This is a genomic window from Stenotrophomonas sp. YJH_SMC_106-19 (genome assembly GCF_059368375.1).
The window spans coordinates 35468-62427 of the sequence record NZ_JCAFRQ010000008.1 but is presented as its reverse complement, the minus strand read 5'-3'; the positions used below and the strand labels follow the sequence as shown (position 1 = coordinate 62427).

Annotated in this window: 21 protein-coding genes; 12 read left to right on the top strand and 9 right to left on the bottom strand. The window is 68.4% G+C overall.

Annotation, left to right across the window (positions count from 1 at the left end):
• Positions 1-62: 62 nt before the first annotated feature.
• From AC5P5M_RS17835 to folE, 4 genes are all read right to left on the bottom strand, one after another.
• The gene (locus tag AC5P5M_RS17835; RefSeq protein ID WP_065176260.1) at positions 63-3443 is read right to left on the bottom strand and encodes an ATP-binding protein; all 3381 of its coding nucleotides are present in this window, start codon (positions 3441-3443) and stop codon (positions 63-65) included.
• A 16-nt stretch (positions 3444-3459) separates the two neighbouring features.
• Complete coding sequence (locus AC5P5M_RS17830; protein ID WP_053520047.1) at positions 3460-4161, bottom strand: DUF4194 domain-containing protein; 702 nt, start codon at positions 4159-4161, stop codon at positions 3460-3462.
• Entirely contained in the window at positions 4148-5617 is a 1470-nt protein-coding gene (locus tag AC5P5M_RS17825; RefSeq protein ID WP_053520046.1) for a DUF3375 domain-containing protein, read from the bottom strand. The genes AC5P5M_RS17830 and AC5P5M_RS17825 overlap by 14 nt, the downstream gene beginning before the upstream one ends.
• A gap of 112 nt (positions 5618-5729) precedes the next feature.
• The gene (gene folE / locus AC5P5M_RS17820; RefSeq protein ID WP_004141296.1) at positions 5730-6341 is read right to left on the bottom strand and encodes a GTP cyclohydrolase I FolE; all 612 of its coding nucleotides are present in this window, start codon (positions 6339-6341) and stop codon (positions 5730-5732) included.
• A gap of 627 nt (positions 6342-6968) precedes the next feature.
• Here folE and AC5P5M_RS17815 point away from each other — a divergent pair.
• The 6 genes from AC5P5M_RS17815 (at position 6969) to AC5P5M_RS17790 (ending at position 12637) form a co-directional block, all read left to right on the top strand.
• Entirely contained in the window at positions 6969-7424 is a 456-nt protein-coding gene (locus AC5P5M_RS17815) for a MarR family winged helix-turn-helix transcriptional regulator (protein ID WP_065174050.1), read from the top strand.
• 105 nt (positions 7425-7529) lie between these two features.
• Positions 7530-7739 (top strand): DUF1656 domain-containing protein, encoded by a 210-nt coding sequence (locus AC5P5M_RS17810; protein WP_053517257.1) that lies wholly within the window; start codon positions 7530-7532, stop codon positions 7737-7739.
• Positions 7736-8653: an efflux RND transporter periplasmic adaptor subunit gene (locus AC5P5M_RS17805; protein ID WP_495206216.1), complete on the top strand. Its 918-nt coding sequence runs from the start codon at positions 7736-7738 to the stop codon at positions 8651-8653. The genes AC5P5M_RS17810 and AC5P5M_RS17805 overlap by 4 nt, the downstream gene beginning before the upstream one ends.
• A complete protein-coding gene (locus AC5P5M_RS17800; protein ID WP_065174051.1) occupies positions 8650-10101 on the top strand; it encodes an efflux transporter outer membrane subunit in 1452 nt (483 codons plus the stop codon). The genes AC5P5M_RS17805 and AC5P5M_RS17800 overlap by 4 nt, the downstream gene beginning before the upstream one ends.
• A 3-nt stretch (positions 10102-10104) precedes the next feature.
• Positions 10105-12144: an FUSC family protein gene (locus tag AC5P5M_RS17795; protein WP_253118421.1), complete on the top strand. Its 2040-nt coding sequence runs from the start codon at positions 10105-10107 to the stop codon at positions 12142-12144.
• A gap of 94 nt (positions 12145-12238) precedes the next feature.
• A complete protein-coding gene (locus tag AC5P5M_RS17790) occupies positions 12239-12637 on the top strand; it encodes a hypothetical protein (protein ID WP_164151439.1) in 399 nt (132 codons plus the stop codon).
• A 47-nt stretch (positions 12638-12684) separates the two neighbouring features.
• On the opposite strand, the gene recD is transcribed toward AC5P5M_RS17790, so the two are convergent.
• The 3 genes from recD to recC are packed head-to-tail and all read right to left on the bottom strand — an operon-like array spanning position 12685 to position 21583.
• Positions 12685-14565 (bottom strand): exodeoxyribonuclease V subunit alpha, encoded by a 1881-nt coding sequence (recD, locus tag AC5P5M_RS17785; RefSeq protein WP_495206215.1) that lies wholly within the window; start codon positions 14563-14565, stop codon positions 12685-12687.
• On the bottom strand, positions 14562-18224 hold the full coding sequence (gene recB, locus AC5P5M_RS17780) for an exodeoxyribonuclease V subunit beta (RefSeq protein ID WP_495206214.1): 3663 nt from the start codon (positions 18222-18224) through the stop codon (positions 14562-14564). Before recB ends, recD begins: the two co-directional genes overlap by 4 nt.
• 8 nt (positions 18225-18232) lie before the next feature.
• Positions 18233-21583, bottom strand: coding sequence for an exodeoxyribonuclease V subunit gamma (gene recC / locus AC5P5M_RS17775; protein WP_495206213.1), 3351 nt, complete (start codon positions 21581-21583; stop codon positions 18233-18235).
• A gap of 190 nt (positions 21584-21773) precedes the next feature.
• Here recC and AC5P5M_RS17770 point away from each other — a divergent pair, with 190 nt between their 5' ends.
• From AC5P5M_RS17770 to AC5P5M_RS17745, 6 genes are read left to right on the top strand one after another with little or no spacing between them, the layout of a single operon-like run.
• A complete protein-coding gene (locus AC5P5M_RS17770) occupies positions 21774-22562 on the top strand; it encodes an ABC transporter ATP-binding protein (protein ID WP_495206212.1) in 789 nt (262 codons plus the stop codon).
• Positions 22562-23311 carry an MlaE family lipid ABC transporter permease subunit gene (locus AC5P5M_RS17765; RefSeq protein ID WP_065174057.1) on the top strand — a complete coding sequence of 250 codons (750 nt, stop codon included), beginning with the start codon at positions 22562-22564 and terminating at the stop codon, positions 23309-23311. The genes AC5P5M_RS17770 and AC5P5M_RS17765 overlap by 1 nt, the downstream gene beginning before the upstream one ends.
• Before the next feature lie 58 nt (positions 23312-23369).
• On the top strand, positions 23370-23894 hold the full coding sequence (mlaD, locus tag AC5P5M_RS17760) for an outer membrane lipid asymmetry maintenance protein MlaD (protein WP_495206211.1): 525 nt from the start codon (positions 23370-23372) through the stop codon (positions 23892-23894).
• On the top strand, positions 23891-24553 hold the full coding sequence (locus tag AC5P5M_RS17755; RefSeq protein ID WP_065174058.1) for an MlaC/ttg2D family ABC transporter substrate-binding protein: 663 nt from the start codon (positions 23891-23893) through the stop codon (positions 24551-24553). The genes mlaD and AC5P5M_RS17755 overlap by 4 nt, the downstream gene beginning before the upstream one ends.
• On the top strand, positions 24543-24854 hold the full coding sequence (locus AC5P5M_RS17750) for an STAS domain-containing protein (protein ID WP_053517244.1): 312 nt from the start codon (positions 24543-24545) through the stop codon (positions 24852-24854). Before AC5P5M_RS17755 ends, AC5P5M_RS17750 begins: the two co-directional genes overlap by 11 nt.
• A gap of 1 nt (position 24855) precedes the next feature.
• The gene (locus AC5P5M_RS17745; RefSeq protein WP_065174059.1) at positions 24856-25860 is read left to right on the top strand and encodes an MlaA family lipoprotein; all 1005 of its coding nucleotides are present in this window, start codon (positions 24856-24858) and stop codon (positions 25858-25860) included.
• A 57-nt stretch (positions 25861-25917) separates the two neighbouring features.
• On the opposite strand, the gene AC5P5M_RS17740 is transcribed toward AC5P5M_RS17745, so the two are convergent.
• Positions 25918-26463, bottom strand: a complete 546-nt coding sequence (locus tag AC5P5M_RS17740; protein ID WP_065174060.1) for a glutathione peroxidase — start codon at positions 26461-26463, stop codon at positions 25918-25920.
• Between the two features lie 68 nt (positions 26464-26531).
• Positions 26532-26921: a hypothetical protein gene (locus tag AC5P5M_RS17735; protein WP_111187105.1), complete on the bottom strand. Its 390-nt coding sequence runs from the start codon at positions 26919-26921 to the stop codon at positions 26532-26534.
• Between the last annotated feature and the right edge of the window lie 39 nt (positions 26922-26960).

Below are 26960 nucleotides of genomic sequence, written 5' to 3'. Positions count from 1 at the left end.
GTTTCAGGTCGCGAAGAGCAGCCGAGCATGGCTCGGCTCTACAGGTGGATTGCCCGAGGCGGTCAGGCTTCGGCTTCCTCCGGTTCATTGGCCTGCTGGCGGCTGCGCTCGGGCAGCTTCAGGCGCCTTCCTTCTTCGTCGTACTCGATCAGCAGCACGCCCGAATCGTGGCGGCCACTGATCTCGACGAAGCAGGCACCACCGATGAAGGGCTCCAGGGTCATCACCGACTTCAGCGGCGTGGCGACCACCATCTGGAAACCGAAGTTGTCGAAGATGTTCATCGCCAGCGCGGTGAACTCGTTGTCGGCCTTGTCGAAGGCCTCGTCGAGCACGACCGCCGCGTAACTGGGCAGCTGGCTGTCAGCGCCGCCGAGCTGGTAACGCAGCGCTGCGGCCAGGCAGGTGGTGGCGAGCTTCTGCCGCTGGCCACCGGACTTGCCGGCGCCGCTGCGGTAGATCTCGACCTGCTGGCGCGTTTCCGCATCGAGTTCGACGCCGATGAACTCCACGTGCATGCGCACATCCAGGACCAGCTCGCGCCAGCGCTTGTCCTCACCTTCCTGCGAACCCAGGCGGTTGACCAGCTGGCGCAGCACGGTGAACTGTGACTCCGCCAGTTCACGCTGCTCGGTCTGCTGCTGCGACAGCACTTCGCGCAGCTGCAGCTGGAACTCCAGCACTTCCGGCAGCCGGCGGTCGCTCAATTCGATGGTCAGCAGGGTGCCCCGGTTGAACGGCACCTGCTCCAGGCTGGCGTTGACTTCGTCCAGGCGCTGGCCAATCGACTTGCGAGCCTCGGCGCTGTGGCGCTGCAGGGCCAGCAGGTTGTTCTTGCTCTGGTTCTGCAGCAGATCGAAGAAGCGTTCCTCATGCTGCGGCAGGCCATCGCGTTCGAGACGGTCGAGGCGGGCGAGGAAGTCCTCGGCCGACGCCACCGATGCGGTGAAGTCGCCGGATTCTTCCGGCCACTGCTGGATGAAGCGGCGGAAGCAGCCGACCAGCTGGTTTTCGATACGGTTGAGGTCCTGCTGCGAGGACGACAACTGTTCGTTCAGCGCGTTGCTGACCTGGCGCATGTGCGCTTCCAGCGTTTCCAGGCTGAGCGGGCCCTGTTGCTGCAACCGCTCTGCCAGGCCGCTCTCCTGCGCTTCGGCCAGCGTTGGCAGAACCAGCGCGCGGCTCTGCTGGCGCGCGCGGTCGAGGCGGTCACGTTCCCGGACCAGCTGGCCGCGCTCGACGCGGACATCCTCATAGGTGCGGCGGGCCTGCTCGATGTCGGCGCGCACGGCGTCGATCTGCTGTGCCAGCCTGGCCAGGTCGGCATTCCCTTCGCGCAGGTCGCGCAGGCTGGCTTCGATGTCGGTCAGGCGCTGCTGGGGCGCGGCGACGTCGATCTCGTTCCATTGGATACCCGCGAGCTCGTGGCAGGCCAGGCGGCGCTCGTTGTCACGATCGCGCTGGCCACGCAGGCTCGCGATATCGGTCTCGCAGCTGGCGATGCGCTTGGCCAGTTCCTGCGCCTCACGTTCGAACGCACCGACCTTGTCGTGATTGTTGAAACCGAGAATCCAGCGACGGCGGTCGCCCACGGCACTGCGGTCGTCCTTCTCGAAGCGATCGCCCGGATGCTTGACCTGGCCTTCGCGGGTGATGCCGCGGTCGACGTTGCGCAGCTGTCTGGCGTCCACGCACTCGTAGTCGAATCGCTTGCCCAGCTCACGCCGCAGCCAGCTCTCGAACACGTGGTCGCGCAGCTCCAGCTTGTGCAGCAGCGACTTCGCCGATGGTTCGCGGGCGAACGCCTCGTCGTTGCGGCGCACGCGGTAGTAGGTGAAGCGCATGCCGAGGTGGGTGCGGTTCACCCAGTCGGCAACCGCGTTGTAGTGCTTGTCGTCAACCAGCAGCGACAGCGCGAAGCCACCCAGCACGCGTTCGATCGCACCCTGCCAGCCCTGTTCTTCGGAGCGGACCTGGATCAGCTCGCCGACGAACGGCAACGCCACCTCGGAAATGCCGGTCTCTTCCGCCAACCGTGCACGCAGCTTCTGCATCGGCGCCGGAATGTTGGAGGGCGTGCGCTGCATCGCGTCAAGTTCGAGGCGTACTTCAGCGAAGCGACGCTCGTCATCGCGCTTGCCACCGAGGCGCTCGCTGATGGCATCGTCCAGCGAGGCCGAAGCGCGCTGGCGATCCTGCAGTTCGTTCTGCGCACGCTCGACCAGTTCGGCGAAGCCATGGGCATCGTCGGGCAGTTCGGCCTGCAGTTTCCGTGCGGCTTCCTGCGCCTGGTCGCGCTTGGCCTTGCGGCGATCGCGCTCGGCTTCGGCGCGGCCCTGCTCACGCTCCAGCTCTTCGATGCGCTCGCCGCCCTGCTGACGCCGCTGCAGTTCCAGCTCGGCCAGGCGTTCGCTGTGGTTGTCCAGCGCAGCGCGGCGCTGCGCCTCTTCCCCCAGCAGGCCACGGTCACGCACGTCCATCTCGCGCAGGCGCGCTTCGATCAGCGCCTGACGGCGGCTCTCGCGGAAACTGTCGACGCCCAGCTTGAGCGCCTCGTCGTCACCGCGCTGCCGGTGCATTTCCTTCAAATCGGCGTAATAGGCGCGCGCCGGCAACAGCGTCTCCACCTGGCGACGGGCGGTGACCACCGCCTGATGGGCCCCGTCAAGCTCGGCGAAATCACTCACCAGGCGCTCGGCGGCGTCGAACGTCTTCGGCGTGTCGAGCATGAAGTCGCGCAGGAAGACGTTGAGATCACCCAGGTTCTTCGCTGATTGCGTCTTGTGCAGCAGGCGCAGCGCCATCTCGTTGTCGATGCCGAGCAGGTCGCGGAAGCGCTCGGCATAGCCGGAGAAGGTGTCGAAGTGGTGGACGTCGGCCAGCTTCTGCTTGAGCTTGCGCAGGTCCAGATCGAAGCCGCCCAGATCCTTGGCGATGTCGAACGGACGCTCGGCGATCATGTAGTGCTTGCGCACGTCGCCGGCCGAGGTGCCGTTGCCGGAGATCCACAACAGGCGCACCAGGCTGACCACGCGGCCGTCGCCGGCGCGGTACTCCAGCACCAGTGCGGTCCAGGTCGCACCCTTGCGCAGGTACTGCGTGGCAATCTCGCCGGTGCCACTGTCCTGCTGGTCGGCCCACGCGCCGCGCACGTAGGACACCAGGTTGCGGTCGCGGCCACTGCGCTCGGCTTCGCGTGCGGCCGCGTTGAAGTCGACGATGGCCGGCGGCGTCAGCAGCGCGGACATGGCATCGAGCAGGGTCGACTTGCCCGAGCCGGAACGGCCGACGAACAGGAAGCCACGCTCGGCGATCGGTACTTCGGTCAGGCCGTTGAAGGTGCCCCAGTTGTGCACCTGCAGGCGGCGCATGCGGAACTGCTGCAGGCGCGGGTCCGGCAGGCCTTCATTGAACAGGGCGGGGGTGTGCTTGGAAATGGCCATGCGGTGTTCGGGTCTCTCAGGCTTCGGCGGCCGGGGTTTCGCGCAGCTGGCGGTACACCGCCGAAAGCTGGGACACGTCTTCGGCGGAGAACAGCAGCTTCAGCGCCGGCGAGACTTCGTGGCGGTCGTCCTGGCCGCTCAGGCGGGTCAGGATGTGGTTGTCCTTCATCTTCTGCACGGCCGATGCAACGCGGCGGTTGAAGCCGGCGCGGTCGGTGGACAGGTTCTTCTCGTAGATGGCCAGCGCTTCGGCCATCTCGGCGTCGGCGACCACCGCGCGGTTGCCGCGCGCGTCGGCCTCAGCCAGCTGCTGGCGCAGGAACAACAACAGCACCGAGTCGATGAAGGTCAGCGGCGAGGTCCGCAGCAGTACCGGTGCATCGACGTCTTCGGTGTCGGCCTGGCGGGTGAATGCCACACCGCTTTCGCGGTCGAGCACCAGTTCCAGGAACAGGTCGGACAGCGCTGAACGGATGCCCGCCTCGCTGCGCACCAGTGCCGGCCACAGCTTGGCGTGGCGCAGCTGGTCGATGCTGGGACCGATCAGCAGCTGGCACAGCGCGCGCCGGGCATCCAGCGGCAGGCGGCCGGTATCACCCAGGTAGTACACGCTGTTGCCGCGCCGTGGCTGCGCTTCGAGCATCGCCGGCTCGGCCTCGTAGGCGTCCTCGGCCTGGTCGGCAGACGGTGCTTCGATGGGGTCTTCATGCCAGCTCATGGCGTCTCTCCTGGGTGAACCAAACCAGCGGGATGCGTGCGCGGCGCAGTTGGCCGTCGCCGCCACGCCATTCGGCGAGCTCCTGTTCGCCAGCGACCACGCTGCCGAAGCGCGTGCCCAGCGACAGGTAGCCGATGACGCTGCCCAGGCCCTGCGGCGCTTCGCGCTGCGACAGCGCCTGGGCGATGCTGAGCCGCGGCTGCGCATCGAGCAGGTCGTGCAGGTCGCGGCGCAGGGTGCGGAAATCGATTTCGGACGAGGCCACCAGATCACCGACGCTCTCCAGGCTGATGCTGGCCGCGTCGTTGTACTCGACATTGCCATCGACCTGGGCGCTGCGGGGGTCGTGCAGCTTCCACTGCGACCACGAGCGCAGCCGGCTGGTCGTCAACTGCAGGTCACGGCCAATCGTGCGCTGGGCCGGGAACTCGTCGCGCAGAGCCAGCGCTTCGGACTGGGCCTGCTTGAGCAGCTGATTGAGGCGACGCTGTTCAAGATAACCGCGGCTCTGCACGAAGCCGCGCAGGCTGCGCGCGAAATTCTGCAGGACATCGTGTACCTGGCCGCCGCGTTCAAGCATGGTGCTGGTGAAGCTGCGCAGGAAGTTGCGCTCGTTGCGATCCAGGCGGCGTGCAAAGCCCCGTGCCAGCACGGCTTCCAGCGCGGCATCAAGCTGCGCACTCTGCTCGGCATCATTGAGCAGGCGCCAGAATGCCTGGAAGCTGCGGCCGGCATCGCTTTCGCCGATCACGTCCACACCCTCGAACAGCTGCGACAGCACATCGCCACGTTCGCCTTCGTCGTCGATGATGCGCTCGCGGAACTCGCGGTTGAGCTGCTCGAAGCCGTCACGCACCCGGCGGAAGTCTTCGGTCAGCTCGTCGGCGAGACCGATGATCTGGCGGGCGCGCTCCAGTGCACGCTTGCCGTCCAGGGCAACCACACGACCGGCGCTGACCCGCGCGATCTCGGCGTCAATGCGGTCGCGCTCGTCGCGCAGCGCAGACAGGCGTGCGTCGGGGTCGGATTCGGTCTGTGCAGCCAGCTGCGAGAGCTGTTCGATGACCAGTGCCAGGCGGCTCTCGGTGGCAGCCACGCGCGCCTGCTCGAGGCTGTCGGCGAAGCGGATCGCCTGCAGGGCCTGGGTCGACAGTTCGTACTGCTCCTGGTCGGCACCCTCGGGCAGCCGCCGCTCCAGCCAGCCCTGGGACAGCCAGTGTGCGATGTAGGCCTGCGCCGTGCGCGGCAGGTCACGGGCCAGTTCGTCCCCATTGAGCTGGTCCAGCGCGCGCTGCAGGCGCTCGTTGAGCACCGAGGACGGCAAGGTGCGTTCGCCGTCCATCAGCAGGCTCTGCAGCAGACCGATGATTTCGGGCGCGTGGTCGGCGGCAAGCAGCTTCCATTGGGGCTGTTCGCGCAGGTGACGGTAGCGGGAGATGCGTTCGCGATGCTTCATGCAGCGAGGGGATCGGGAAAGACAGGCGGCTGCGGGCAGCCACGCACGGCCGTCGCGGGGACAGCCGTGGGCAGGCCGGCCACCATGGGCCGGCGGTGCGGGGAGAAGCGGCTCAGCGCTTGCCGCCCACTTCGATGAAGCGCAGGAACTCGGCGCGGGTACGCGCATCGTCGCGGAAGCTGCCGAGCATCTTGGAGGTGACCATGCTGACCCCACGCTTGTGGATGCCGCGGGTGGTCATGCACTCGTGGGCCCCTTCGACGACCACGCCGACGCCGATCGGCTGCAGCACGTCCTGGATGCACTGGGCGATCTGCGCCGTCATCTTTTCCTGCACCTGGAAACGGCGGGCATAGGCCTCGACGACGCGCGCCAGCTTGCTGATGCCCACCACCTTGCCGGCCGGCAGGTAGCCGACATGCACGCGGCCGATGATCGGCGCCATGTGGTGCTCGCAGTGGCTTTCGTACTCGATGTCACGCAGGACGATCAGTTCGTCGTAACCGGCGACTTCCTCGAAGGTCCGCTCCATGTAGGCGCGCGGGTCATCGCGGTAACCGCTGAACCAGTCGCCGTAGGCTTCGGCGACGCGACGGGGGGTGTCCAGAAGGCCTTCGCGGGACGGGTCCTCTCCGGCCCAGCGCAGCAGGGTGCGCACGGCATCCTCGGCCTGGTCCTGGGTCACGTCGCCCTGCGGGGCGGCCTTTTCGTTGTTCTTGCTCATTGCGTACAGCGTCCCGAACGGGGGGCGAGCATCGTACCTGACCGGGGGGGGGGTCGTCCCGTGGGGATGGTTCATCGGGGGTTCTTCCGGCGCCTCGTGGCTGCTGAGCGAGAGGGGGAAGGGGCAGGCCGGGCAGGACACGCCGCAAGTACGTCCCTGTAGGCTCGGCCACGGCATCCATGCCGTGGACGGTCCTGCCCGGCCTGCCCCTCCCCTCTCCGACAATGTCCTGCTGGCGCGGTCGGCCCCCGAAAGCGGGGTCAAAAGCGGGGGTTCATGGCTTCGGGAGCGGCGCGCCGCTGCCCTGGTGGGTGCGGACCGTTGGTCCGCACTGCTTCTGCTCTTGCCTTTAAGGAGCCCACCCACCGCGTTCGCGGGATGTGGGGCGGGTGGCGGAGGACCGGGGGTGGGTCGTCCCGTGGGGATGGTTCATCGCGCCCCGGCAGTCGGGGTCGAGGGCCGAGGCTCATGGCTCCGGAACGTGCTGCGGTAGCGCCGGGCCATGCCCGGCGGGCTCTGTGGACGGGCCCCATGCCGCTCGCCGGGCACGGCCCGGCGCTACCGCAATGGGGCGCCCATTCAGCAAACCTATTGATAGGAATGAAATTAGTAGTATCCTATCTATCTATGGACCGCCCCCTCGACGAGCGCACCGTGCTGCAGATGCAGCTCAGCTCCGGCCTGCTGTATGCAGGGCGGCAGTGGCAGCGCCTGGCCGACAGCCGATTGGGCAGCTACGGGATCTCCACCGCCTGCACCATGCCCCTGCTGATGATCGGCCGCTCCGGCGGCGGCATCCGCCAGGTCGCCCTGGCCCAGCAGCTGGGCATGGAGGGCCCCTCGCTGGTACGCCTGCTGGACAAGCTCTGTGCCAGCGACCTGGTCCGCCGTGAAAGTGATGCAAGCGACCGTCGCGCCAACCTGCTGTGGCTGACCGAGGCCGGCCAAGCCCTGGTGCAGGAACTTGAAGATCAGTTGATCGACCTGCGTCAGGACGTGTTCGGCGCGCTTTCCATGGATGAACTGCACGCCGTGCTGAAGGCATGGCGCCTGCTGGCCGAGGCCGCCGACCGCATCACGTGAGACCGATGTCCCCGGATGCTGCCGCTGCCGTTGCCACGCCAGCGGCTGTCACCCGTTGTTGTTGTGCCGTTGTTCCTCCCCTCCCCCATCTGCCCTGCCCTACCGATGCCTGGTGAATTCAGTCTCCACGGAGTGTTCGTCCCGACCCTGCTCGGGTTGATGCTGCTGGCCTATCTGCTCAACAGCGGTCTGCACGCGCTGCTGCAACGCGCCGGTGCCTACCGCCATGTCTGGCACCCGGCGCTGTTCAACTTGGCGCTGTACGGGATCGTGCTGGGCCTGCTTTTCCACCTTCTGCGCTGGATGCAATCGTGAACAAGATCGTGAAGAAGTCCCTGCCGGTGCTGCTCACCGGTGCCGCCGTGATCGTCGCGCTGCTGGTGCTGCGCCAGCTGTGGGTCTATTACATGGACGAGCCCTGGACCCGTGACGCCCATGTCGGCGCGGACGTGGTGCAGATGGCGCCGGATGTGTCCGGCCTGGTGGAGACGGTGAACGTCGCCGACAACCAGGCGGTGAAGAAGGGCGACCTGCTGTTCGTGGTCGACCGTGCGCGCTACCGCATCGCACTGGAGCAGGCACAGGCCAGCCTGGCCGAGCGCCAGGCGTCGGTGGCCCAGCTGAAGCGCGAGATCGGTCGTGATCGCAGCCTGCAGGACCTCGTCGCTGCCGAGGACGCCGAAGTGCGCCGGGCCAAGCTGCAGGCCGCACAGGCCGCGCTGGCCACGGCACAGGCCGCAGTCGATCTGGCCGAACTCAATCTGGGCCGCACCGAAGTGCGCGCACCGGCAGACGGCCGGGTCAACGACCGTACGCTGCGCGTCGGAGACTACGTGGTGGCCGGCAAACCGGTACTGGCGTTGCTGGATACCGGCTCATTCCGCATCGATGGCTATTTCGAGGAGACCCGCCTGCAGGGTGTGGTGCCCGGGCAGCGCGTGGACATCCGCCTGATGGGTGAATCCAGGCCATTGCAGGGACATGTGGAGAGCATCGCCGCCGGCATCGAGGACCGCTACCGCAGCAACGGCAGCAGCCTGTTGCCGAACGTCACACCCGCATTCGACTGGGTGCGGCTGGCGCAGCGCATTCCCGTGCGGATTGCCATCGATGATCTTCCCGCGGGTGTTGAGTTGATCGCCGGCCGCACCGCCACCGTGACGGTGGATACCGGCCACCGCGCAGATGACAGCAAGGCCGGCCCCACGCCGACGCGGGGCCGCCTGTGAATACCGCACTGTCCCGTCTCGGCCTGATCGTCGCACTGGCCAGCCTGGCCGCGTGCAGGACCGTTGGTCCCGACTATGCACTACCGGAAGGCTCGGCATTCAAGCGCCCGGAGGCGAATGCGGCGTTCATCGATACGCAGAACCCGCAGATCGCCGCCAACCAGCCGCTGCCGGCGCGCTGGTGGTCGCTGTACGACGATCCGGTGCTGGACGGCCTGATCAGCCAGGCGCTGCGCGACAACGTTGAGTTGAAAGCCGCTGATGCCCACCTGCGCCGCGCGGCGGCCGTGTACGAACAGGCACTGGACGCCGGTGGCTTCGAGTACGAGGCCGAGGCCGGCGTCAGCCGCGCGCAGTTGTCGGCCGAATCGTTCCTGCAGGAACACGAACTGCCGGTGATCAACCTGGCCGATGGCAAGTTCGCGGTCAGCTATCAGTTCGATCTGTTCGGCAAGCTCAAGCGCGGTGCGGAAGCGGCGCGGGCCGACGAGCAGGCGGTCGCAGCGGCGCGCGACCTGGCCCAGGTCAGCGTGGTCGCGCAGGTGGCCGACAGCTATCTGGAGATCTGCCACGCCAACCACGAACTGCATGTGGCCGAGCATTCGCTGCAGCTGCAGCAGCGCGGCCGCTCGGTGACCGAGCGGTTGATCGCGGCCGGCCGCGGCACGCCGCCGGAACTGGCCCGTGCCAATGCCCAGGTCGCCCTGCTGGAGGCCGCGTTGCCGCCGTTGCGCGCGCAGCGCTCGGCGGCGGCGTACTCCCTGGCCGCCCTGCTCGGCCAGACCCCCGGCCAGTTGCCGGGCGGAGTGATCGACTGCGCACAGGCACCGTCGCTGACGCAACCGCTGCCGGTCGGAGATGGCCGTGCGCTGCTGCAGCGTCGTCCGGATGTGCGCCAGGCCGAACGCAGGCTGGCCGCGGCCACCGCGCGCATTGGCGTGGCTACTGCCGAACTCTATCCGGACATCCGTCTGGGGGCTTCGATCGGCGCCGCCGGCCTGCTGGAAGATTTCGGCCAGCCCATGACCCAGCAGTGGTCGATCGGGCCGCTGATCTCGTGGACGCTGCCGTCATCGGGCAGTCATGCACGCATCCACGCTGCCGAAGCGGGCGCCGATGCGGCGCTGGCCGAGTTCGACCACACTGTGCTGCAGGCACTGCGTGAGACGCAGACCGCTCTGGACCGCTACGCACAGGACCTGCGCCGCCTGCAGTCGCTGCGCATCGCCCAGGAACAGGCCGCGCTGGCAGCCGAGCAGAACCGCCGGCTTTACCAGGGTGGGCGGACACCGTACCTGGCCAGCCTGGACGCCGACCGCAGCCTGGCCACCAGCGATGCCACACTGGCCGCGGCCGAAGCACAGGTCTCGCGCGATCAGATCCACCTGTTCCTGGTGCTCGGCGGTGGCTGGCAGGCGACGGCCGCTCCACGGGCCACGGCGAACTAAGTGATGAACGCCGTGACCGATCGCCAGGCGTGGCTGTTCTCGATCAAGACCTACCTGGCCGCGATCGCCGCCCTGTACATCGCCATGGCCGGCAACCTGTCGCGCCCGTACTGGGCGATGGGTACGGTCTACATCGTCAGCCAGCCGCTGCTGGGACCAACCCGCGCCAAGGGCGTATACCGCATCGTCGGCACCCTGGTGGCCGGCCTGGCCACACTGCTGGTGCTGCCCGCGCTGGTGGAAACCCCACTGCTGCTGAGCGCGGCGATGTCGTTCTGGCTGGCCGGCTGCCTGTTCCTGGCCCTGCTCAACCGCGGCCCGCGCGGCTATGCCTTCCTGCTCGCCGGCTATACGACCGCCTTCATCGGCTTCCCCGCCGTGACCTCGCCGGAGACGATCTTCGACACGGTCGTGGCACGCAGCGAGGAGATCATCCTCGGCACGGTGGTGGCGGTGCTGTTCGCCTCGCTGCTGTTCCCGGCTTCGGTGCGGCCGATGCTGCGCGCACGCATCGGCACCTGGATGGAGGATGCGGCGCAGTGGTGCCGGCAGATCCTGGAGCGAGGCCGCGCGCATGCACCGCGCAACCGCCTGGCCGCCGATCTGGTGCAGTTCGAGGCATTGATCGAGTTCCTGCGCCGCGATGATCCGCGCCACACCGGCGCGGCGGTCTCCATGGAGCGGCTGCGCGAGCGCATGCTGTTGCTGTTGCCGGTGCTTTCCTCCATTGCCGATCGCCTGAGTGCGCTGCGAAGCAATGGCCAGTCGCTGCCCGATGGGCTGCCGGCAGTGATCGACGACATTCACGAATGGCTGCAGCAACCGGCCAGTGCCAGTGATTACGCCCGCCTGCGTGCGCGCATCAGCGCAGTGAAGCCGCAGGTGGACCGCGACCTGCAGCACCTGCAGCTGGCCAGCCTGCTGCTGCGGCTGGAAGAGCTGGTGGACCTGTGGCAGGACTGCCGCACGCTGCAGCAGGCGATCGACCACGGCAACGCGCCGCTGGACCGCGCGCACTATCGCATCCGCACCGACCGGGTCGCGGCCGACAGGCACGTCGACTACGGCATGGCGCTGTTCTCGGCGCTCAGCGCCGGCGTGGCGCTGATGGGCTATTGCGTGCTGTGGATCGCGCTGGGCTGGGAAGGCGGTGGCAACGGCGCGATGATGGCTGCGGTGACGGCGGCCTTCTTCGCGGCACAGGATGATCCGGCACCGAGCATGGTCTCGTTCCTGGTGTGGGCGATGGTGGCTTCGCTGGTCGCAGGCGTGTACCTGTTCGGTGTATTCCCCGCCGTTCACGACTTCGGACTGCTGGCACTGGTGCTGGCGGTGGCGTTCCTGCCGCTGGGCCTGCTGCTGCACCACCCCAAGAGTGCGTTGTTTGCGCTGCCGCTGACGGTCAATCTGGCCGCGCTGCTCAGCCTGCAGAACACCTACAGCGCCAACATCCAGACGTTCGTGAACTCGTCAGTGGCGATGTTCATCGGCATCGGCTTTGCGGTGGTGATGACCCGCCTGTTCCGCTCGGTAGGTGCCGAATGGACCGCGCGGCGGCTGGTCCGGCAAGGCTGGACCACCCTGGCGGAAGCGGCCGAAGGCCGCGGACAGCAGGACCGGCAGCGCTTCGCCGCGCGCATGCTCGATCTGCTCGGGCTGCTGGCCCCCCGGCTGGCGGCGACGCCGGAAGGCAGCGACATCGCGTCGGTGGACATGCTCAATGAAGCCCGCATCGGCCTGAACATCCTGCAGCTGCGGCGTGCTCGGCTGGAACTGCCCGACCGCAGCCGCGAGGCCGTTGAGCAGATCCTGCAGGAGATTGCCGCGCACTATCGGCGCCAGGTCGCGGCACGCCGGCCGATCACCGCCGATCAGACGCTGCGCGAGCGGTTGGATGCCTCGCTGGGGCGGGTCGGCAGCGTGGCGGCCTGCAAGGCACGCGACGAGGCGTTGATGGGCCTGGTGGGCCTGCGCTTCGCCCTGTTCCCGGAGGCGAAAGCGTTGGCGCCGGGGCTGGCGGATGCTGAATCGCCGTCCATGTGATGCGATCCGCCGGGCATGGCCCGGCGCTACCATCGCTACCCCGTAGCGCCGGGCGATGCCCGGCGGCCTTTCGCCCCGACAACAGGACGGTTCAATGAGTTACGACATGATGGTGTTCGAGGCCAGCGTCGCCCCGCGTGAGGCGGCAGCGTTCATCGCCTGGTTCGAGAAGCAGACCGCCTGGGGCGAGAACCACGAGTACGACGATCCGGTGGTCAGCAGTCCGGCACTGCAGGGCTGGTTCGCCGCGATGGCACAGGAGTTCCCGCCCTTGAATGGTCCGCTGAGCAACGATGGGGACGATCGCGCCGAGGTCACCGACTACAGCATCGGCCGGCACGTCATCTACGGTGCGTTTGCCTACTCCGTGGCCGAGCGTGCGCACGGCCGGGTACAGGACCTTGCGGAGGAGCACGGGGTGGGCTTCTTTGATGTCAGCGCGGATGAAGCGGCCATCGTCTTCCCCGATGGCCTGGTGCTGATCGCGGAATGACGCCGGGTCGGATCCCGTTCCCGTTGGGAAGGGGATCCGACCCCGGTTCAGAACAACTGGCCCTGCACCGTGGGCTGTTCCATGCGCGCTGGTTGTTCGGCCACCTCTTCTGCACCCAGCCGCCAGGCCAGGCCGCCGATTCGACTGGCATGGCGCTTGAGCGCGGCCTGCAGCACGTCGGCACTGGCCGCCACATGCAGGACCTGGCGGGCACGGGTCAGCCCGGTGTAGATCAGCTCGCGCGACAGCACGCGACTGTCCTGCCGTGGCAGTTGCAGCCAGACCTCATCGAACTCCGAGCCCTGTGCCTTGTGCACGGTCATTGCGAACGCGCTCTCGTGCGCCGGCAATGCGGCCGGATGGAAGGCGCGCGGCTGATCGGCGGTGTCGCCGGGGAACCACGCCACCATCGCGCCCGTGCTGTCGCGCAGGCAGATGCCGACATCGCCGTTGAACAAGCGATGCCGATAGCTGTTCTCGGTTACCAGCAGCAGGCGCCCCTGGAAGTAGCCCGGGGTGGTGCCGGCCAGCAGCTGTTCGATCCGCTCGTTGAGGCCACGGGCTCCCTGCGGCCCTTCACGCAGCGCGGTCAGCACGCGCAGGCGGCCGGCCTGCTGCAGTGCCAGGACCGGGTCCCGGATATCGGCCAATGCACGCCAGCGGCCCAGCAGATGCTCACGCTGGTCACGCAGCGGATCCGGCTCCCCTTCGTGGAAGCGGACTCCCGACAGTTCGCCACTGCGCAGCAGTCGCAGCGTGGTGACGCTGTCGCCATCGCGGACGGCACGCGCCAACGGTGCCAGATCCAATGCGTCGCTCTGCCGGTAACCGCGCTGCAGCTGCACCCGCCGACCGGTGAATGCATGGACCGGCGCCGGCGGCTGCAATGCCGGTGCCGCCAACATCCCCTGCAACGCCAGTGCATCATCGACGCGCGTGCCCATGCCATCACCGCTGGCTCGCAGGATCGCGCCCAGCACGTCGCCGGCTTCGACCGAGGGCAGCTGGTCAGGATCGCCGAGCAGGATCAGGCGGGTGCCGCTGGCGATGGCATCGACCAGCTTGGCCATCATCGGCAGATCGATCATCGACGCTTCGTCGATCACCACCACATCCAGCGGCAGCGGATTATCGGCGTGGTGGCGGAAGCGGGGCGAGTCGGGAATGACGCCCAGCAGGCGATGCAGGGTGGTACCGGTGGTAGGCAATGCGGCGCACAGCGCCGGGTCCAGGCCCTCCTCCTGCAACCGCTGCACGGCCAGACGCAGGCTTTCAGCCATCCGCTCTGCGGCGCGGCCGGTCGGTGCGGCCAAGGCCACCTTCGGCGGTGGCTGGCCGGAATGCGCTGCCTGCGCAGCCAGCAACAGCAGCAGGCGCGCGATGGTGGTGGTCTTGCCGGTGCCGGGTCCTCCGGTCACCAGCGCCAAGGGATGACGCAGGGTCACGCCTGCCGCGCGCGCCTGATGATCCTCGGCATCCCGGGCCTGCGGGAACAGCCGTGCGAACAGAGGCGCCAACGCGGGCAGATCCGGCGCCGGCAGCGGATGGCCGCCGATGCGCTGCAGGCCTGCCGCCAGCTGCCGCTCGTACTCGCGATAGCGGCGCAGGTACAGCAGGCCATTCTCCATCACCAGCGGGGCGTCATCTGCGACAGCATCGGCGCGCCCGGGGGTCGCGACCCAGGGCGAGGCGCGCAGCTGCTCGATCCAGGATTGCGGCGCCGGCCAGGCGGATACGCCTTCCAGCAGCCGGTGCGGCTGCGCCGGATCGAAACCGGCATGCCCCAGCGATACCGCCAGCGAGGCCAGGGCCGCCGCCAGGGCCACGTCCTCCGGGGTGTCCGTGCGCAGGCGCTGCAGGCCGGTCGCCAAGGCGTGGTCGATCGTCCGCAGCTGGCCATTGCGGTACAGATCCCTGAGCAGGCTCATGCGCTGGCTCCAAGCGCGCGTGCCGCCAGCTCGGCCAGGGCCTGCCTGCCTCCGGCGAACAACGCATCGAGCGCGTCCACCAGTTCGAGCGGGAAACGATCGGTGTAGACGCCATTGCCAGTGCCATCCAGGCCGCGGCAGAACAGATAGCGGATGCCGCCCATGTCGCGTTCGTAGCGGTAGGCCGCCCCCAGCCGGAAGCGCAGCCAGCGATGCAGCGCGACGGTATAGATCAGGGCCTGCAGGTCGTACTCGCTGTGGCGCATGGCGATGGCCAGCAGGTCGGGGCTGTAGCCCGGCAGCCGGTTGGATTTGTAGTCGAGCACGTACCAGCGGCCATCGCGCACGTAGGTGAGGTCGATCATGCCGGTCATCAGTCCTTCCAGCCGGCGGCGCTGGCCGAAGCCCCGGCGCGCGCTGGCGATGCCATGGGCATGCAGTACATCCAGCAGCGCCGGCACAGCGGTCGGCTCGATGGCGAAGTGGAAGTCGATCTCGGCACGACGATCCTGCGCGGGCACGCTGTACAGCGCGCCGCCCTCCGGCAGCTCCGCGATGAGGGTCTGGCCGACCAGTGGCACCAGCACCGCGATGCCGTCATCCAGGTCCGCATCTGCATAGCCCTCTTCGCGCAATGCCTTGCGCAGCACGGCGGCCTGGCCTTCCGGCGCTTCCTGGCCAGGCTGCCAGGCGCCCCATGCGGCGAAGTCGACGTTCTCCATCGCTTCGTGCAGCACGTTGCCGAAGCGGCTGCCCATGAAACGCGGGTCGACCGGCGCGGCCTCTTCGGTCGCGGCAGGATCCGGCAGCGCGGGCTCCAGGGGCAGCTCTGCGCCAACCGGTTCGTCGGCCGCCGGCGCCGGAAGTTCGGTGGCGGCCGCCTCGATGTCACTGCCACTGCCGGCATCGGCATGGGCCAGCTGGGTGAAGCTGTATACCCACCAGTCGTGGGGCACGCGACGCGCCTGCGTGCGCACTGCCGGAAGTTCGCCGTCCATTTCCACCGCCAGCTGCGGCAGCTGCGCCACCGGCTCGCTGTCGTCGACCTGCACATCGGCGCACCCACGCAGGGCCTGCAGGTCGCCCAGCAACGGCGCCAGTGGGGTCCTGGCAAGACCGGCCAGGTCACCGATGGCGATCCACAGCGCGTGCTCGGCTCGGGTCATGCCGACGTACAGCAGGCGCGCGTCCTCTGCCTGCTGTTCGTGCCGCGCCTGGCGGCTGACGGCGTCCCACACCTCATCCCTGTCCAGCTTCCAGTGCAGCTGGCGCTCGCCGTCCAGATGCACGGTGCAGTGTGCAGCGCTGTTGTTCGCGCCGCGCTCGATGCCCACGAACGGCAGGAACACCAAGGGGTATTCCAGGCCCTTGCTCTTGTGCAGGGTGATGATCTGCACACGGCGCGCGTCCGATTCCAGGCGCAGCAGCTGCTGCTCATCGTCCTGGTCGGCGCTGGCCATCCGGCCCTGCAGCCAGTCCAGCAGGCCATGCATGCCCAGCGCCTGTGCCGACGCCTCCTGCAGCAGCTCGCCGAGCTGGAGGTAATTGGTCAGCCGGCGCTCGCCATCGATCAGCGCCAGCAGGCGTTCGCCCTGTGCGGCGCAGACGTCGGCGATCACCGCGAACGGGCCGCCGCGCTGCCATCGTTCGCGCCAGTGCAGCAGCTGCGCCTGGAATCCCCGCTGCAGGTCGCCTTCGCGTTCCATCGTTGCGATCGCACTGGCAGGCTGGCCGAGCAGCACGGTGGCCAGCGCGGTGCGCAGGCGGCCTTCGTCGGCCGGTTGCAGCAGGGCCAGCAGCAGCGCGCGCAGGTCGCGGGCTTCGCTGGTGGCGAACAGGCTCTGCCTGCCGGCTGCCACCGCGGGAATTCCAACAGCCGCCAGCGCACGCTGCACAAGCGTGGCCTCGCGATGCGAACGCACCAGCACGGCGATGTCAGCCGGCTGCACCGGGCGACCACGCAGCAGGGCCCTGCCGGCGCGCGCGTCCACCAGCACCTGGTGAATGGCGGCCACACACGCCCGCGTCGCTGCCTCGCGGGAGGCATCGGCAGCCAGCGGCCTGTCACCGCCGCTGCGCAGCACGCGCAGGGTCAGGGCTGCGGCGGCATGGCCATCACGCTGGTAATCCGCATCTACACGTACGCCGCCCGGCCGCACCGGCTCGAAGCGGATGTCACGCTCGAGGAAGGCGTCCTCACCGCCGTTGTCGTACAGCATCTGCAGCACGCGCAGCAGCGCAGGCCGCGAGCGGAAATTCTGGTCCAGTGCCGGCGCAGGCTGCGCAACCTGCCTGGCCTTGAGGTAAGTATGGATGTCGCCGCCGCGGAAGCCATAGATCGCCTGCTTCGGATCGCCGATCAGGAACAGCGCTGGCGCCAGTCCCAGTTCGCGTACCTCCGGCGAATCGCCGAACAGGGTGTGGAAGATGCCCCATTGGCGGTCATCGGTGTCCTGGAACTCATCGACCAGGGCAATGCGGTACTGCGCGCGCAGCCGTTGCACCAGCGTCAGCCGTTGCGGCCCCTGCAGGGCAAGCGCCACGCCGTCGATCAGGTCATCGTAGGTCTGCACCCGTCGCGTCTGTTTCAACAGGGCCAGTCGCTGCGCGGCTTCGGCGCGCAGGGCGTGCAGGAAGCGGATCGCGCGCTGGCGAAGCCACGACATGACCACGTCGGCGGCATCCCACCAGGCCTGCAATGCGTCGAAGAGGGGCGCATCCGGGCAGGCGCCCTGCTGATCGTTCCGGCAGAGTGCCTGCATCGAAGTGGGCAGCAGCTTCTCCAGATGGAGTTTTCCATCGCGTGACCAGTCCGCGACCGCCTGCCCGGCGACCAGGGTGGAGAATGCCTTGTCGAAGCTCGGCCGCTTGGCACGACGTCCATCGAAGACCTTCTTCTCGAACGCCGTGGCGATCTGCCCACGGGCCGCATCAAGACCAGAGTCGATGGCGGACGCGAGGACCTGCGCGGCCTGCAGCATCCGCGGCCGCGGATCGTCCGGCAGCGTCGGCAATGGCAATGGATGCAGCGGCGGTGCGGCCAGCAGCGCGCGCAGGTCGCCTGCCAGTGCGTCCGGGCTCGACCACAACAAGGTCAGCGGCTCCAGTGTGGCCGGATCGTTGGCGTGCACGCGCCACAGGTCAGCCGCCAGTTCCTCCATCAGCTCGCGGTCGCTGGTCAGCAGCTCCGGAGGATCGAAGGTGTGGCCGCTCTCCAGTGCGTGCTCGCGCAGCACGCGGGTGCAGAAGCCGTGGATGGTGAAGATCGCGGCCAGATCGATTTCGTCGGCAGCGACCTGCAGGCGACGCTTCAGCGCCGCCGCGCTCTCATTGCCGGCATCGAGATGGCGCCTCAGGATCTGCCGGGTCAACCGCATGTCGGGTGCCTCGCCGTCGCCCGGAGGCAGGTCGACCATCCGCGCGGCCAGCGCCAGTCGCTCACGGATGCGCTTGCGCAGTTCCTGGGTAGCGGCATCGGTGAAGGTCACCGCCAGGATCTGGCCGATACGCAGGCCCTGCTCGACCACGAGCCGGGTGAACAGCGTGGCCAGGGTGAAGGTCTTGCCGGTGCCGGCACTGGCTTCGATCAGGCGGACGCCATCCAGGGGCAGTGCGAGATACGGGTCGATACCGGGATGTTCGATGGGGCTGCCTGCCACGGTAGCGTTCATCCGGTGACCTCTGTATGTGAACCGGCGCCGGGCACGCGGCCTTCGCGCAGCGCGCCGAACACCACCTGGCTGTTGTGCAGCAGCTCGGCATACCGGGCATCGTCTGCGAAGGGATCGGCACCGCGCATCAGCAACTGCCAGGCGTCACTGCGGGATTCGCCCCAGCTGCGGTCGCTGCCATGCCACTGCTTCCAGCCCTCGCTGCGCTGTTTCTCGCCGCTGGTCGTGTACAGCACCCAGCCGGTGTAGGGAGCGAACCACAACGGCTCACGCAGGCCACGCCGGCGCAGCTGCAGCAGCGCGCGCAGGGCGGCCCGCGCCGCGGGCACGGACAGTGCCGGCAGGACGTGCGGACCCTGACCGGCGTCACCACCGTCGTGGAACTGGACCAGCGGCAACGCGTCGCCTGCCGCATTGGCCAGCAGCCAGTCCAGCCCCTGGCGGATCACCGCGTTGCCGTTGAGCGTGCCCGCGCGCAGCCGCACCAGACCACCAGGATGGCGATCGGCAACCCGGCCGTGCAGGCGCACGCCGTCGATCTGGACCTCATAGCGGCGGCTTTCCGGCTGTACGCCCTGCATCCAGCCCAGCATTGCGTCGGCATAGGGGCGGGTCTTCGATTGTTCCACCTCGAACTGCCGCTCGCCCAGCGCACCGGACGGCACCAGCGCACGTGCGCGCAGCCTCGGGTAGAGCGGGTCGTCATCGCCGGTGAGGGTGGCACGCACCACCGCGGCCTGCACACTGCGCGTGTCCGGCCCTCGCGCGGACAGCACCAGCGGCTCCAGATCAACGACGTCCTCGACCTCATCGGCCAGTCGAAGGCCCAGAGACTGCGACAGGAACTGCCCAGCCGGGTCGCACAGGAACCGGCGCAGGCTTTCCAGAGACAGTTCTTCTTCCACCGCAGCTTCGACCGGCGGCGGCAGCGCCGCCGCGTCGAACCACGGCGACAGCCCGCCACGCTGCCCGGCCAGGCGACCGGCTGCCGGATGCCATTGCCGGCGGTAGCTGAAGCGACGCGGGTCGCCATCGCCGAACGCGGCGGGGGAGAACGGCTGCAGCGCGTGGCGGACCGTGAATGCCGCGGCGGCGGCGGCTGGATCGAGGTGGTAGGCCGCCACGGCGTCGATCAGCTCGCTGACCAGCACCGACGGTTCCCGCACGCTGCCATCGCGCGGATCGGCGCCGAGATAACTGAGGTAGAACACGTCCTGTGCGGCGGCGAACAGCTGCAGGAACAGGAAGCGATCGTCCTCGCGGGTGGAACGGTCGCCCGGGCGGCGTCGGGGCGTGTCCAGTTCGGCGGTGAGCTGGTTCAGGCCGGCCGCCGGATCGCGACGCGGGAAATCGCCATCATTGAGGCCGAGTACGCAGATCACCCGGAACGGCAGCAATCGCATCGGCACCATGCGGCCGAAGCTGATGCCGCCGGTCAGCAGAGGTGCACGCGTGTCGGCTTCGGCCAGGGCGGAGCCGAAATGCGCACGTATCACTTCAGGAGGCACCCCGTCGCTGAAGCCGGCCTTGTCTGCGTCTTCGGCGAACTGGTTGAGCAGTTTGCGCAGCCGCTCCAGCGCGCGCTGGCTGTTGGGTGAGCCGGGCGGGGTCGGCAGCAGCGCATCCAGCAGCGACAGCAGGCGCTGCCGCCACTGCGCCGGAGTCAACGTCTCGCCAAGACGGCGCTGGTAGGCGGCCAGTACCCGCAGCAGGCGCAGCAGGCGGTCCAGCGCATCCAGCGCGCCACCTTCCAGCCCGGTCCACGGCGCGACGCCGGCCAGGTCGGCATCGCTGCCGGTGGCATGGCCCAGCAGCAGGCGATCCAGCGCGAACTGCCAGGTGTAGGCATCATCCGGTGGCGCGCCGTGCTGGGCGCGATGGTCCGCATCCAGCCCCCAGCGTGCGCCCGCCTGCTGCAGCCAGCCATGCAGGCGGTCGAAGTCGGTCGCGTCCAGTCCGGCTGCCTCGGCCAGGGGCGCGCTGGCCAGCAGATCCAGCATTTCATTCAGGCCAAACCGCGAGACCGGCAGGCCAATCAGGTGCACGAACACATCGGCCAGCGGTTCGCCCGCCAGCGGACTGCTGTCGGCCAACGCGTAGGGAATGTGGTCGTCCTCGCCACCGCGGCCACCGAACACGGCCTCCAGGTAGGGCACGTAGGGATCGATGTCCGGCGCCAGCACGGCGATCTCGCGGGCCTGCAGCGGCGGGTCGAAGCGGTCATCCTCAAGCAGGCCACGCAGCTGGTCGTGCAGGACCTGCAGTTCGCGCAGGCGGGTGTGGCAGGCGTGCACCTGCAGGCTGGGATCATCGCCGGCCAGGCCATCACGCAGTTCGCCGGACGGCAGCGCCCGACGGTGGAACAGATCGCGCTGCAGGCGGTGCAGCAGGCTGTCGGACAGGCCGCCGTCGGCCATCGTCGGCCGCACGTCGTCTTCCGGGTCGATGTAGGCGGCGATCTCACCGGCCGGGTGTACCACTTCATAGCTGCCCAGCACCGCCATGAAGTCGCGGCCGGCTGCGCCCCAGGCTTCCAGCAGGCGGTTTTCTCCCGCCGCTTCGCCGAAGGGATCGGGAGCGCCGCTGCGCAGCCGCTCGGCCAGGGTCTGCAGGTCGCCCCAGTACGACTGCACCGGGGTGGGCAGGTAGAAATGCAGTTCGCCCACCCGCGCCTGGGTCGCCATGACCCGCAGCACGTCCGGGGAGATGTTGAGCGTCGCGAATGCGGACATGCGCGGCGGCAACCCCTGCGGCAATGGCTGGCCGGCGCCCTCGAAGCGGTCCAGGTAGGTCTGGATGCGGCGCGCGCGGTAGCCATGCCCACCGGCAACGGCGCGCCACAGGATCGCCTGGGGATCGGCCGGGTCGGCCCCGGCCTCCCAGCGCAGCAGCCAGTCGCGCCGCCAGGCCTGGTATTTCTCGAACACCGACGCCAGCTCGCCGGCCAGGGCCCAGGGTTTCAGCCCATCGCTGCCGGCAAGATAGGACTGCAGCGCGCGCATCGGTGGTTGCCCGAGCAGCGCCGGATCGCGCAGCGCCCGGTACAGCCGCCAGTGCAGGCCGGCAGCATCGAGATCGTCGGCTTCGCCATCGACGTTGGCGTTGAGCGCACGGGCGACGAACTCACCCGGGGTGAGGAATTCGAGGTTGGCGGCGACACCGTATTCGGCGGCCAATGTCGCCTGCAGCCAGCGCCGCATCGCCACCTGCGGGATCAGCACCACGTCCGGTGCGAGCAGCGGCTGCCCTGGCATCGGCGCACGGACGTTGCGTGCCAGCAGCGCGGCCAGCACATCCAGCGAGTTGGAATGGTAGAGGCGGAAGTCGCTGCCCGGGTCACTCATCATGCACAGTGTGCAGCACGGCTGGCAGTATTCAATGGTCAAACCTGTCACCGGCACGGATTGTTCCGGGTCGCCCGGCGATTGTCCCGACCTGCCCGGGGCCCTGCCGTGCCACAATACTGCACCGTCCAGTCTGCTTATGTTCAGCCGGCTGACCCGATCCTTCGATGTCGAAAAAATGTTAATGGTGCCCATGTCGGCTTCCACCTCCAGTCTGGTGCAGTTGTCCAACGTCCGCATCGACCGGAGCGGACGCACGATCCTGCGCGACGTTTCCCTGCAGGTGCCGAAGGGCAGCATCACCGCCGTGCTCGGTCCCTCCGGCAGCGGCAAGTCGACCCTGCTGGCCGCGCTGACCGGCGAACTGCGCCCGGCGGCCGGCGATATCACCCTGTTCGGCAAGCCGATCCCGCACCGCAGCGGCGAGCTGCTGGAGATGCGCAAGAGCGTCGGCGTCCTGCTGCAGGGCAATGGCCTGCTGACCGACCTCACCGTGGCCGAGAACGTCGCCCTGCCGCTGCGCACCCACACCCGCCTGCCGGCGGCGGTGCTGCGCCGGCTGGTGCAGATGAAGCTGCACGCGGTGGGATTGCTGGCCGCGGCCGATGCCTGGCCGCGCGAGCTGTCCGGCGGCATGGCGCGCCGCGTAGCGCTGGCCCGTGCGCTGGCGCTGGATCCACCGCTGATGATCTATGACGAGCCGCTGACCGGGCTGGACCCGATCGCGTCCGGGGTGATCATGAGCCTGATCCAGCGTCTCAACCACAGTCTGGGACTGACCAGCATCATCGTCAGCCACCACGTGCACGAGACGCTGCCGATCTGCGACCAGGTGATCGCCATCGCCAATGGCGGCATCGTCTTCCAGGGCACGCCCGACGCGCTGCAGTCCAGCCAGGACCCGTTGCTGCGTCAGTTCCTGCACGGCCAGCCCGATGGCCCCATCCCGTTCGACGCCGAGCCGCGCGCGAGGGTCGCCTGATGCCCTTCATCCAAGCCACCCGCTCGCTGGGCCGCGCCGGCCTGTTCTCGCTGACCGTGCTGCGCGGTTCGCTGCCGACCCGTGATTTCCTGGCCGAACTGACCCGCGAGATCTACAAGATCGGCGCGCGCTCGCTGCCGATCATCGCTGTCGGCGGCGCCTTCGTCGGTCTGGTGTTGACCCTGCAGGGCTACCGCACGCTGACCACCTTCGGCGCGGCCGATGCCCTGTCGACCCTGCTCGGCTTGTCGCTCTACCGTGAACTGGCCCCGGTGCTGACCGCGCTGCTGTTCATCGGCCGTGCCGGCAGCTCGATCGCCGCCGAACTGGGCCTGATGCGTGCCACCGACCAGATCAAGGCACTGGAGCTGATGGCGATCGACCCGGTGGCCAAGGCCGTGGCGCCGCGCTTCTGGGCAGCCGTGCTGACCGTGCCGCTGCTGACCGGCATCTTCTGTTCGCTGGCGATCAGCGCCAGCTACTTCGAAGCGGTCCACGTGCTCGGCCTGGACAATGGCGTGTTCTGGTCGGCGCTGCGCAACAGTGTCGACTTCTGGGACGATTTCGGCGTGGCGATGCTGAAGTCGGCGATCTTCGGCGGCACTGCAGCCCTGGTCGCCGCCTATGTCGGTTTCCACGCCGAGCCGACCATCGAAGGCACTTCGGTGGCCACCACCCGTGCGGTGGTCAATGCCTCCCTGCTGGTGCTGATGTTCAACTTCGTGCTGTCGGCAATGCTGTTCACCTAACCCTTCCATCGGCGGTGCGCGGTGCGCGCGGCCACAACGACTCGATCAGGTACTCCCCATGGCCATCCGCGGTCCCAGACTCGAATTCTCCGTCGGCGCATTCCTGCTGCTGGCCCTGGCGTCGCTGCTGGTGCTGGCCGTGGCTTCCACCAACCAGCGCTGGAGCTGGGGCGGTGACGGCTACGAGCTGAAGGCGCGCTTCTCCCAGGTCGGCCAGCTGCGCAAGCAGGCGCCGGTCAAGATCGGCGGCGTTACCGTCGGCCAGGTTGCCGCGATCGACCTGGACCCGGTCAAGTTCGAATCCATCGTGACCCTGCGCATGGACAGCAAGGTCAAGGACCTGCCGGCGGATACCTCGGCCGGCATCTTCACCAGTGGTTTGCTGGGCGAGAGCTATATCGGTCTTCAGCCCGGTGGTGATCCGGAAGTGCTCAAGCCCGGTGAGGAGATCGTCTTCACCCAGCCGGCAGTGGACCTGATCCAGCTGGTCGGCAAGTACATGTTCAGTGGCGGCGCCGCCGGCGGCGCAGACCCGAAGCCCAACGATGGCGCACAGGCGCCTGCAAAGGAACCGCAACCATGAAGATGAAACTGATCCCGGCCCTGCTCGCGTCCTCGCTGCTGCTGGCGACCCCGTTGCTCGCCCAGGCGCAGGCCGCGGCCCCCGCTGCCGCCGCTCCGCAGGCCCAGGCCGGCAAAGTGGTGATCGATGCCAGCAGCCGCATCCTGTCCACCCTGCAGCAGCGCAAGAGCGAGTTCAGCAGCAATCCGTCCAGCCTGCGCTCCTACATCGACAGCGAACTGAACCGCACCTTCGACCGCGACTACGCGGCGCGCCTGGTGCTGGGCACGCATGCACGCGGCGCGTCGGATGCGGACATCAAGCTGTTCGCCGATGCGATGGCCGACAGCCTGATGCAGCGCTACGGTTCGGCCCTGCTGAACATCCAGGGCAGGCCGAGCTTCCGCCTGAAGGGTGAAAGCCCGCTGCCCGGCAACCGCGGCGTGCGGGTGAGCACCGAGCTGGTGCGTGCGGGCAACGAGCCGACGCCCGTCGAGTACTGGATGCGCAACGTGAACGGCCAGTGGAAGATCTTCGACGTCAACATCGAGGGCATCTCCTACGTGCAGACCTTCCGCAACCAGTTCGACAGTCCCCTGCGCCAGAAGGGCATCCGACAGGTGGCCAACGAACTGCACAGCGGCAGCATCCAGGCCGGACCGGCCAGCAATGGCAAGTAACGCGCTGGCACTGCTGGAAGGCGGCACCCTGCGCCTGCGCGGGGCGCTGGATCGTGCCGCTGTCATTGCACTGTGGCCGCAGCTGCAGGCGTTGCCGGCGCAGCTGGCACGGCTGGAACTGGGCGAGGTCGAGCGCGTGGACAGCGCCGGCCTGGCCCTGCTGGCCGAGCTGGCCGCGCGCGCGCGCAAGGCCGGCCACCCCCTGGTGATCTCCGGCATGCCCGCCGGCTACAACGAACTGAGCGCAGCCTACCGGCTGTCGCCCGACCTGGATTTCAACGCTACTTCTGCTGCGAGCTGACATGAACGTCGTACGCGCTCTCCCCCTGATCGTCCTGGCCGCCGCGCTCAGCGCCTGTGCCGGCAAGCCCGCGCGCAGCGATGCGCCGGTTGCCGATACGCTGGTTCCGGCCAGCCCGACCGCCGCCACCGATACCGCCACCGATGCCCCCGCACCGGCAGCGGAGCCCACCCCCGTGGCCAGCGGCGAAACGGCCACGGCCAATACGCCTCCGGCCACGGACGCGTCTGCTGGAACCAGTGCCTCGGCTGCCGCTGCGCAGCCCGGCGGCGACGATGATTTCGACGCGCTGTACGGCGCCGACGGTGCGGCTGGCAACGCGGTGGCCTACGACCCGTGGGAACCGTTCAACCGCAAGGTGCACCGGTTCAACGTGGCGGTCGACAATGCCGTCGCGCGACCGCTGGCGACGGCTTACACCCACGTGGTGCCACGCTTTGCCCGCACCGGTGTGAGCAACTTCTTCAGCAACCTGCGCTCGCCGGTAACGATCGTCAACCAGCTGCTGCAGGGCCGTCCGGATGATGCCTGGGACACGCTGGGTCGCTTCCTGATGAACTCGACGCTGGGTATCGGTGGCCTGTTCGATCCGGCCAGCAAGGCGATGGTCGCCAACCGCAAGGAAGACTTCGGCCAGACGCTGGGTGCATGGGGCTGGCGTCGCTCGCGCTACGTCGAGCTGCCGTTCTTCGGTCCCCGCACCGTGCGTGATGTGTTCGGCCTGGCCGGCGACATGCCGCTCTCGCCGATCCGCAACATCGAAGAGGACAAGGTCCGCATCGGCCTGCAGGGCCTGCAGCTGGTCGACAGCCGCGCGCAGCTGCTGGCGGTGGACGATCTGCGCAGTTCGGCGGTGGACGAGTACGCGCTGGTCCGCGATGCGTGGCTGCAGCGTCGCAACTACCAGATCGAGAACGATCTGCGTGGCAAGCGCAACCGCGGCCAGGACGATCCCAATTCGCCGATCCCGATCGATGCGATGCCGATGCCGCAGTGGGGCAACTGAGTCCTGCCGGCACCCGATGAAAAACCCCGCCTCGGCGGGGTTTTTCATTGCGGGCGATCAGGCGCCCAGTGCGGCGTCGACGGCCTCGCGCAGACGCGCATCATCGGCGGCCACATCCGGCGCGAAGCGGGCGATGACCGCGCCGTCGCGGCCCACCAGGAACTTCTCGAAGTTCCACAACACCGCCGGCGCCGGGTGGATCGGAATCTCCTTGCTGGACAGTCGCTCGCGCAGCGGGCCTTCGCCGATGGCCTGCGGCTGCGCGGCGATCAGCTGCTGGTAGAGCGGGTGCGTGTCATCGCCGGCCACGCTGATCTTGGCGAACATCGGGAATGTGACATCGTAGGTCAGCTGGCAGAACTGCTGGATCTCCGCCTCGCTGCCCGGCTCCTGGCCAAGGAAATTGTTGGCCGGGAAACCGAGCACTTCCAGCCCCTGTGCCTGCTTCTGCGCATACAGCGCCTGCAGGCCCTCGTACTGCGGGGTCAGGCCGCACTTGGAGGCGACGTTGACCAGCAGCAGCACCTTGCCCTGGTAATCGGCAAGACTGGACGGCTGGCCGTCGATGGTGGTGAGGGGAATGTCCTGGATCGGGGTGCTCACGCGGGGTGCTCCGGCAACAGCGGGGAATGGCCCATCAGCATAGCGCCACGTGGCTGCGCCGGAACGCCTCAATCCACGCAGAGCGTGCCCTGTGCCTTGCCGTCGTCGATGCGCTGACGACAGCCGAAGTTCTGGCTGACGTCACGCTGGCAGGTGCCGGTGGCTGCCGTGCCGGCGGCGATGCCGTCGCTGGCCAGGCATTGGCCGGTGCAGTCACGCTTGCTGCTGCAGGTCTTTCCTGCGTCGGCGTATGGAATCACGCACTGCAGGCGCTGCAGGCGTCCCAGCGGCTGCAGGGTGCCGCCGGCGGCCTGGCAGTCCACATCACGCGCGTCCTGGTAGGCCTGCGTGGCCTCCGGGCCTGGCTGGGCATCACCGGCTTGCGTGGCAGGCGGTGTACTGCTGCATGCAGCAAGCACTGCGGCCAGGGCGGCACTGGCGGCAAGGTGGAAACGCATGGCGGTACCTGTTGGCGATGGACAGGCCGCCAGCATACG

What these genes read in the sequence shown, in the direction of transcription:
- AC5P5M_RS17835 (WP_065176260.1), bottom strand. Translation starts at nt 3,443, where the DNA reads ATGGCCATTTCCAAGCACACCCCCGCCCTGTTCAATGAAGGCCTGCCG.
- AC5P5M_RS17830 (WP_053520047.1), bottom strand. Translation starts at nt 4,161, where the DNA reads ATGAGCTGGCATGAAGACCCCATCGAAGCACCGTCTGCCGACCAGGCC.
- AC5P5M_RS17825 (WP_053520046.1), bottom strand. Translation starts at nt 5,617, where the DNA reads ATGAAGCATCGCGAACGCATCTCCCGCTACCGTCACCTGCGCGAACAG.
- folE (WP_004141296.1), bottom strand. Translation starts at nt 6,341, where the DNA reads ATGAGCAAGAACAACGAAAAGGCCGCCCCGCAGGGCGACGTGACCCAG.
- AC5P5M_RS17815 (WP_065174050.1), top strand. Translation starts at nt 6,969, where the DNA reads ATGGACCGCCCCCTCGACGAGCGCACCGTGCTGCAGATGCAGCTCAGC.
- AC5P5M_RS17810 (WP_053517257.1), top strand. Translation starts at nt 7,530, where the DNA reads ATGCCTGGTGAATTCAGTCTCCACGGAGTGTTCGTCCCGACCCTGCTC.
- AC5P5M_RS17795 (WP_253118421.1), top strand. Translation starts at nt 10,105, where the DNA reads ATGAACGCCGTGACCGATCGCCAGGCGTGGCTGTTCTCGATCAAGACC.
- AC5P5M_RS17790 (WP_164151439.1), top strand. Translation starts at nt 12,239, where the DNA reads ATGAGTTACGACATGATGGTGTTCGAGGCCAGCGTCGCCCCGCGTGAG.
- recD (WP_495206215.1), bottom strand. Translation starts at nt 14,565, where the DNA reads ATGAGCCTGCTCAGGGATCTGTACCGCAATGGCCAGCTGCGGACGATC.
- recC (WP_495206213.1), bottom strand. Translation starts at nt 21,583, where the DNA reads ATGATGAGTGACCCGGGCAGCGACTTCCGCCTCTACCATTCCAACTCG.
- AC5P5M_RS17770 (WP_495206212.1), top strand. Translation starts at nt 21,774, where the DNA reads ATGTCGGCTTCCACCTCCAGTCTGGTGCAGTTGTCCAACGTCCGCATC.
- AC5P5M_RS17765 (WP_065174057.1), top strand. Translation starts at nt 22,562, where the DNA reads ATGCCCTTCATCCAAGCCACCCGCTCGCTGGGCCGCGCCGGCCTGTTC.
- mlaD (WP_495206211.1), top strand. Translation starts at nt 23,370, where the DNA reads ATGGCCATCCGCGGTCCCAGACTCGAATTCTCCGTCGGCGCATTCCTG.
- AC5P5M_RS17755 (WP_065174058.1), top strand. Translation starts at nt 23,891, where the DNA reads ATGAAGATGAAACTGATCCCGGCCCTGCTCGCGTCCTCGCTGCTGCTG.
- AC5P5M_RS17750 (WP_053517244.1), top strand. Translation starts at nt 24,543, where the DNA reads ATGGCAAGTAACGCGCTGGCACTGCTGGAAGGCGGCACCCTGCGCCTG.
- AC5P5M_RS17745 (WP_065174059.1), top strand. Translation starts at nt 24,856, where the DNA reads ATGAACGTCGTACGCGCTCTCCCCCTGATCGTCCTGGCCGCCGCGCTC.
- AC5P5M_RS17735 (WP_111187105.1), bottom strand. Translation starts at nt 26,921, where the DNA reads ATGCGTTTCCACCTTGCCGCCAGTGCCGCCCTGGCCGCAGTGCTTGCT.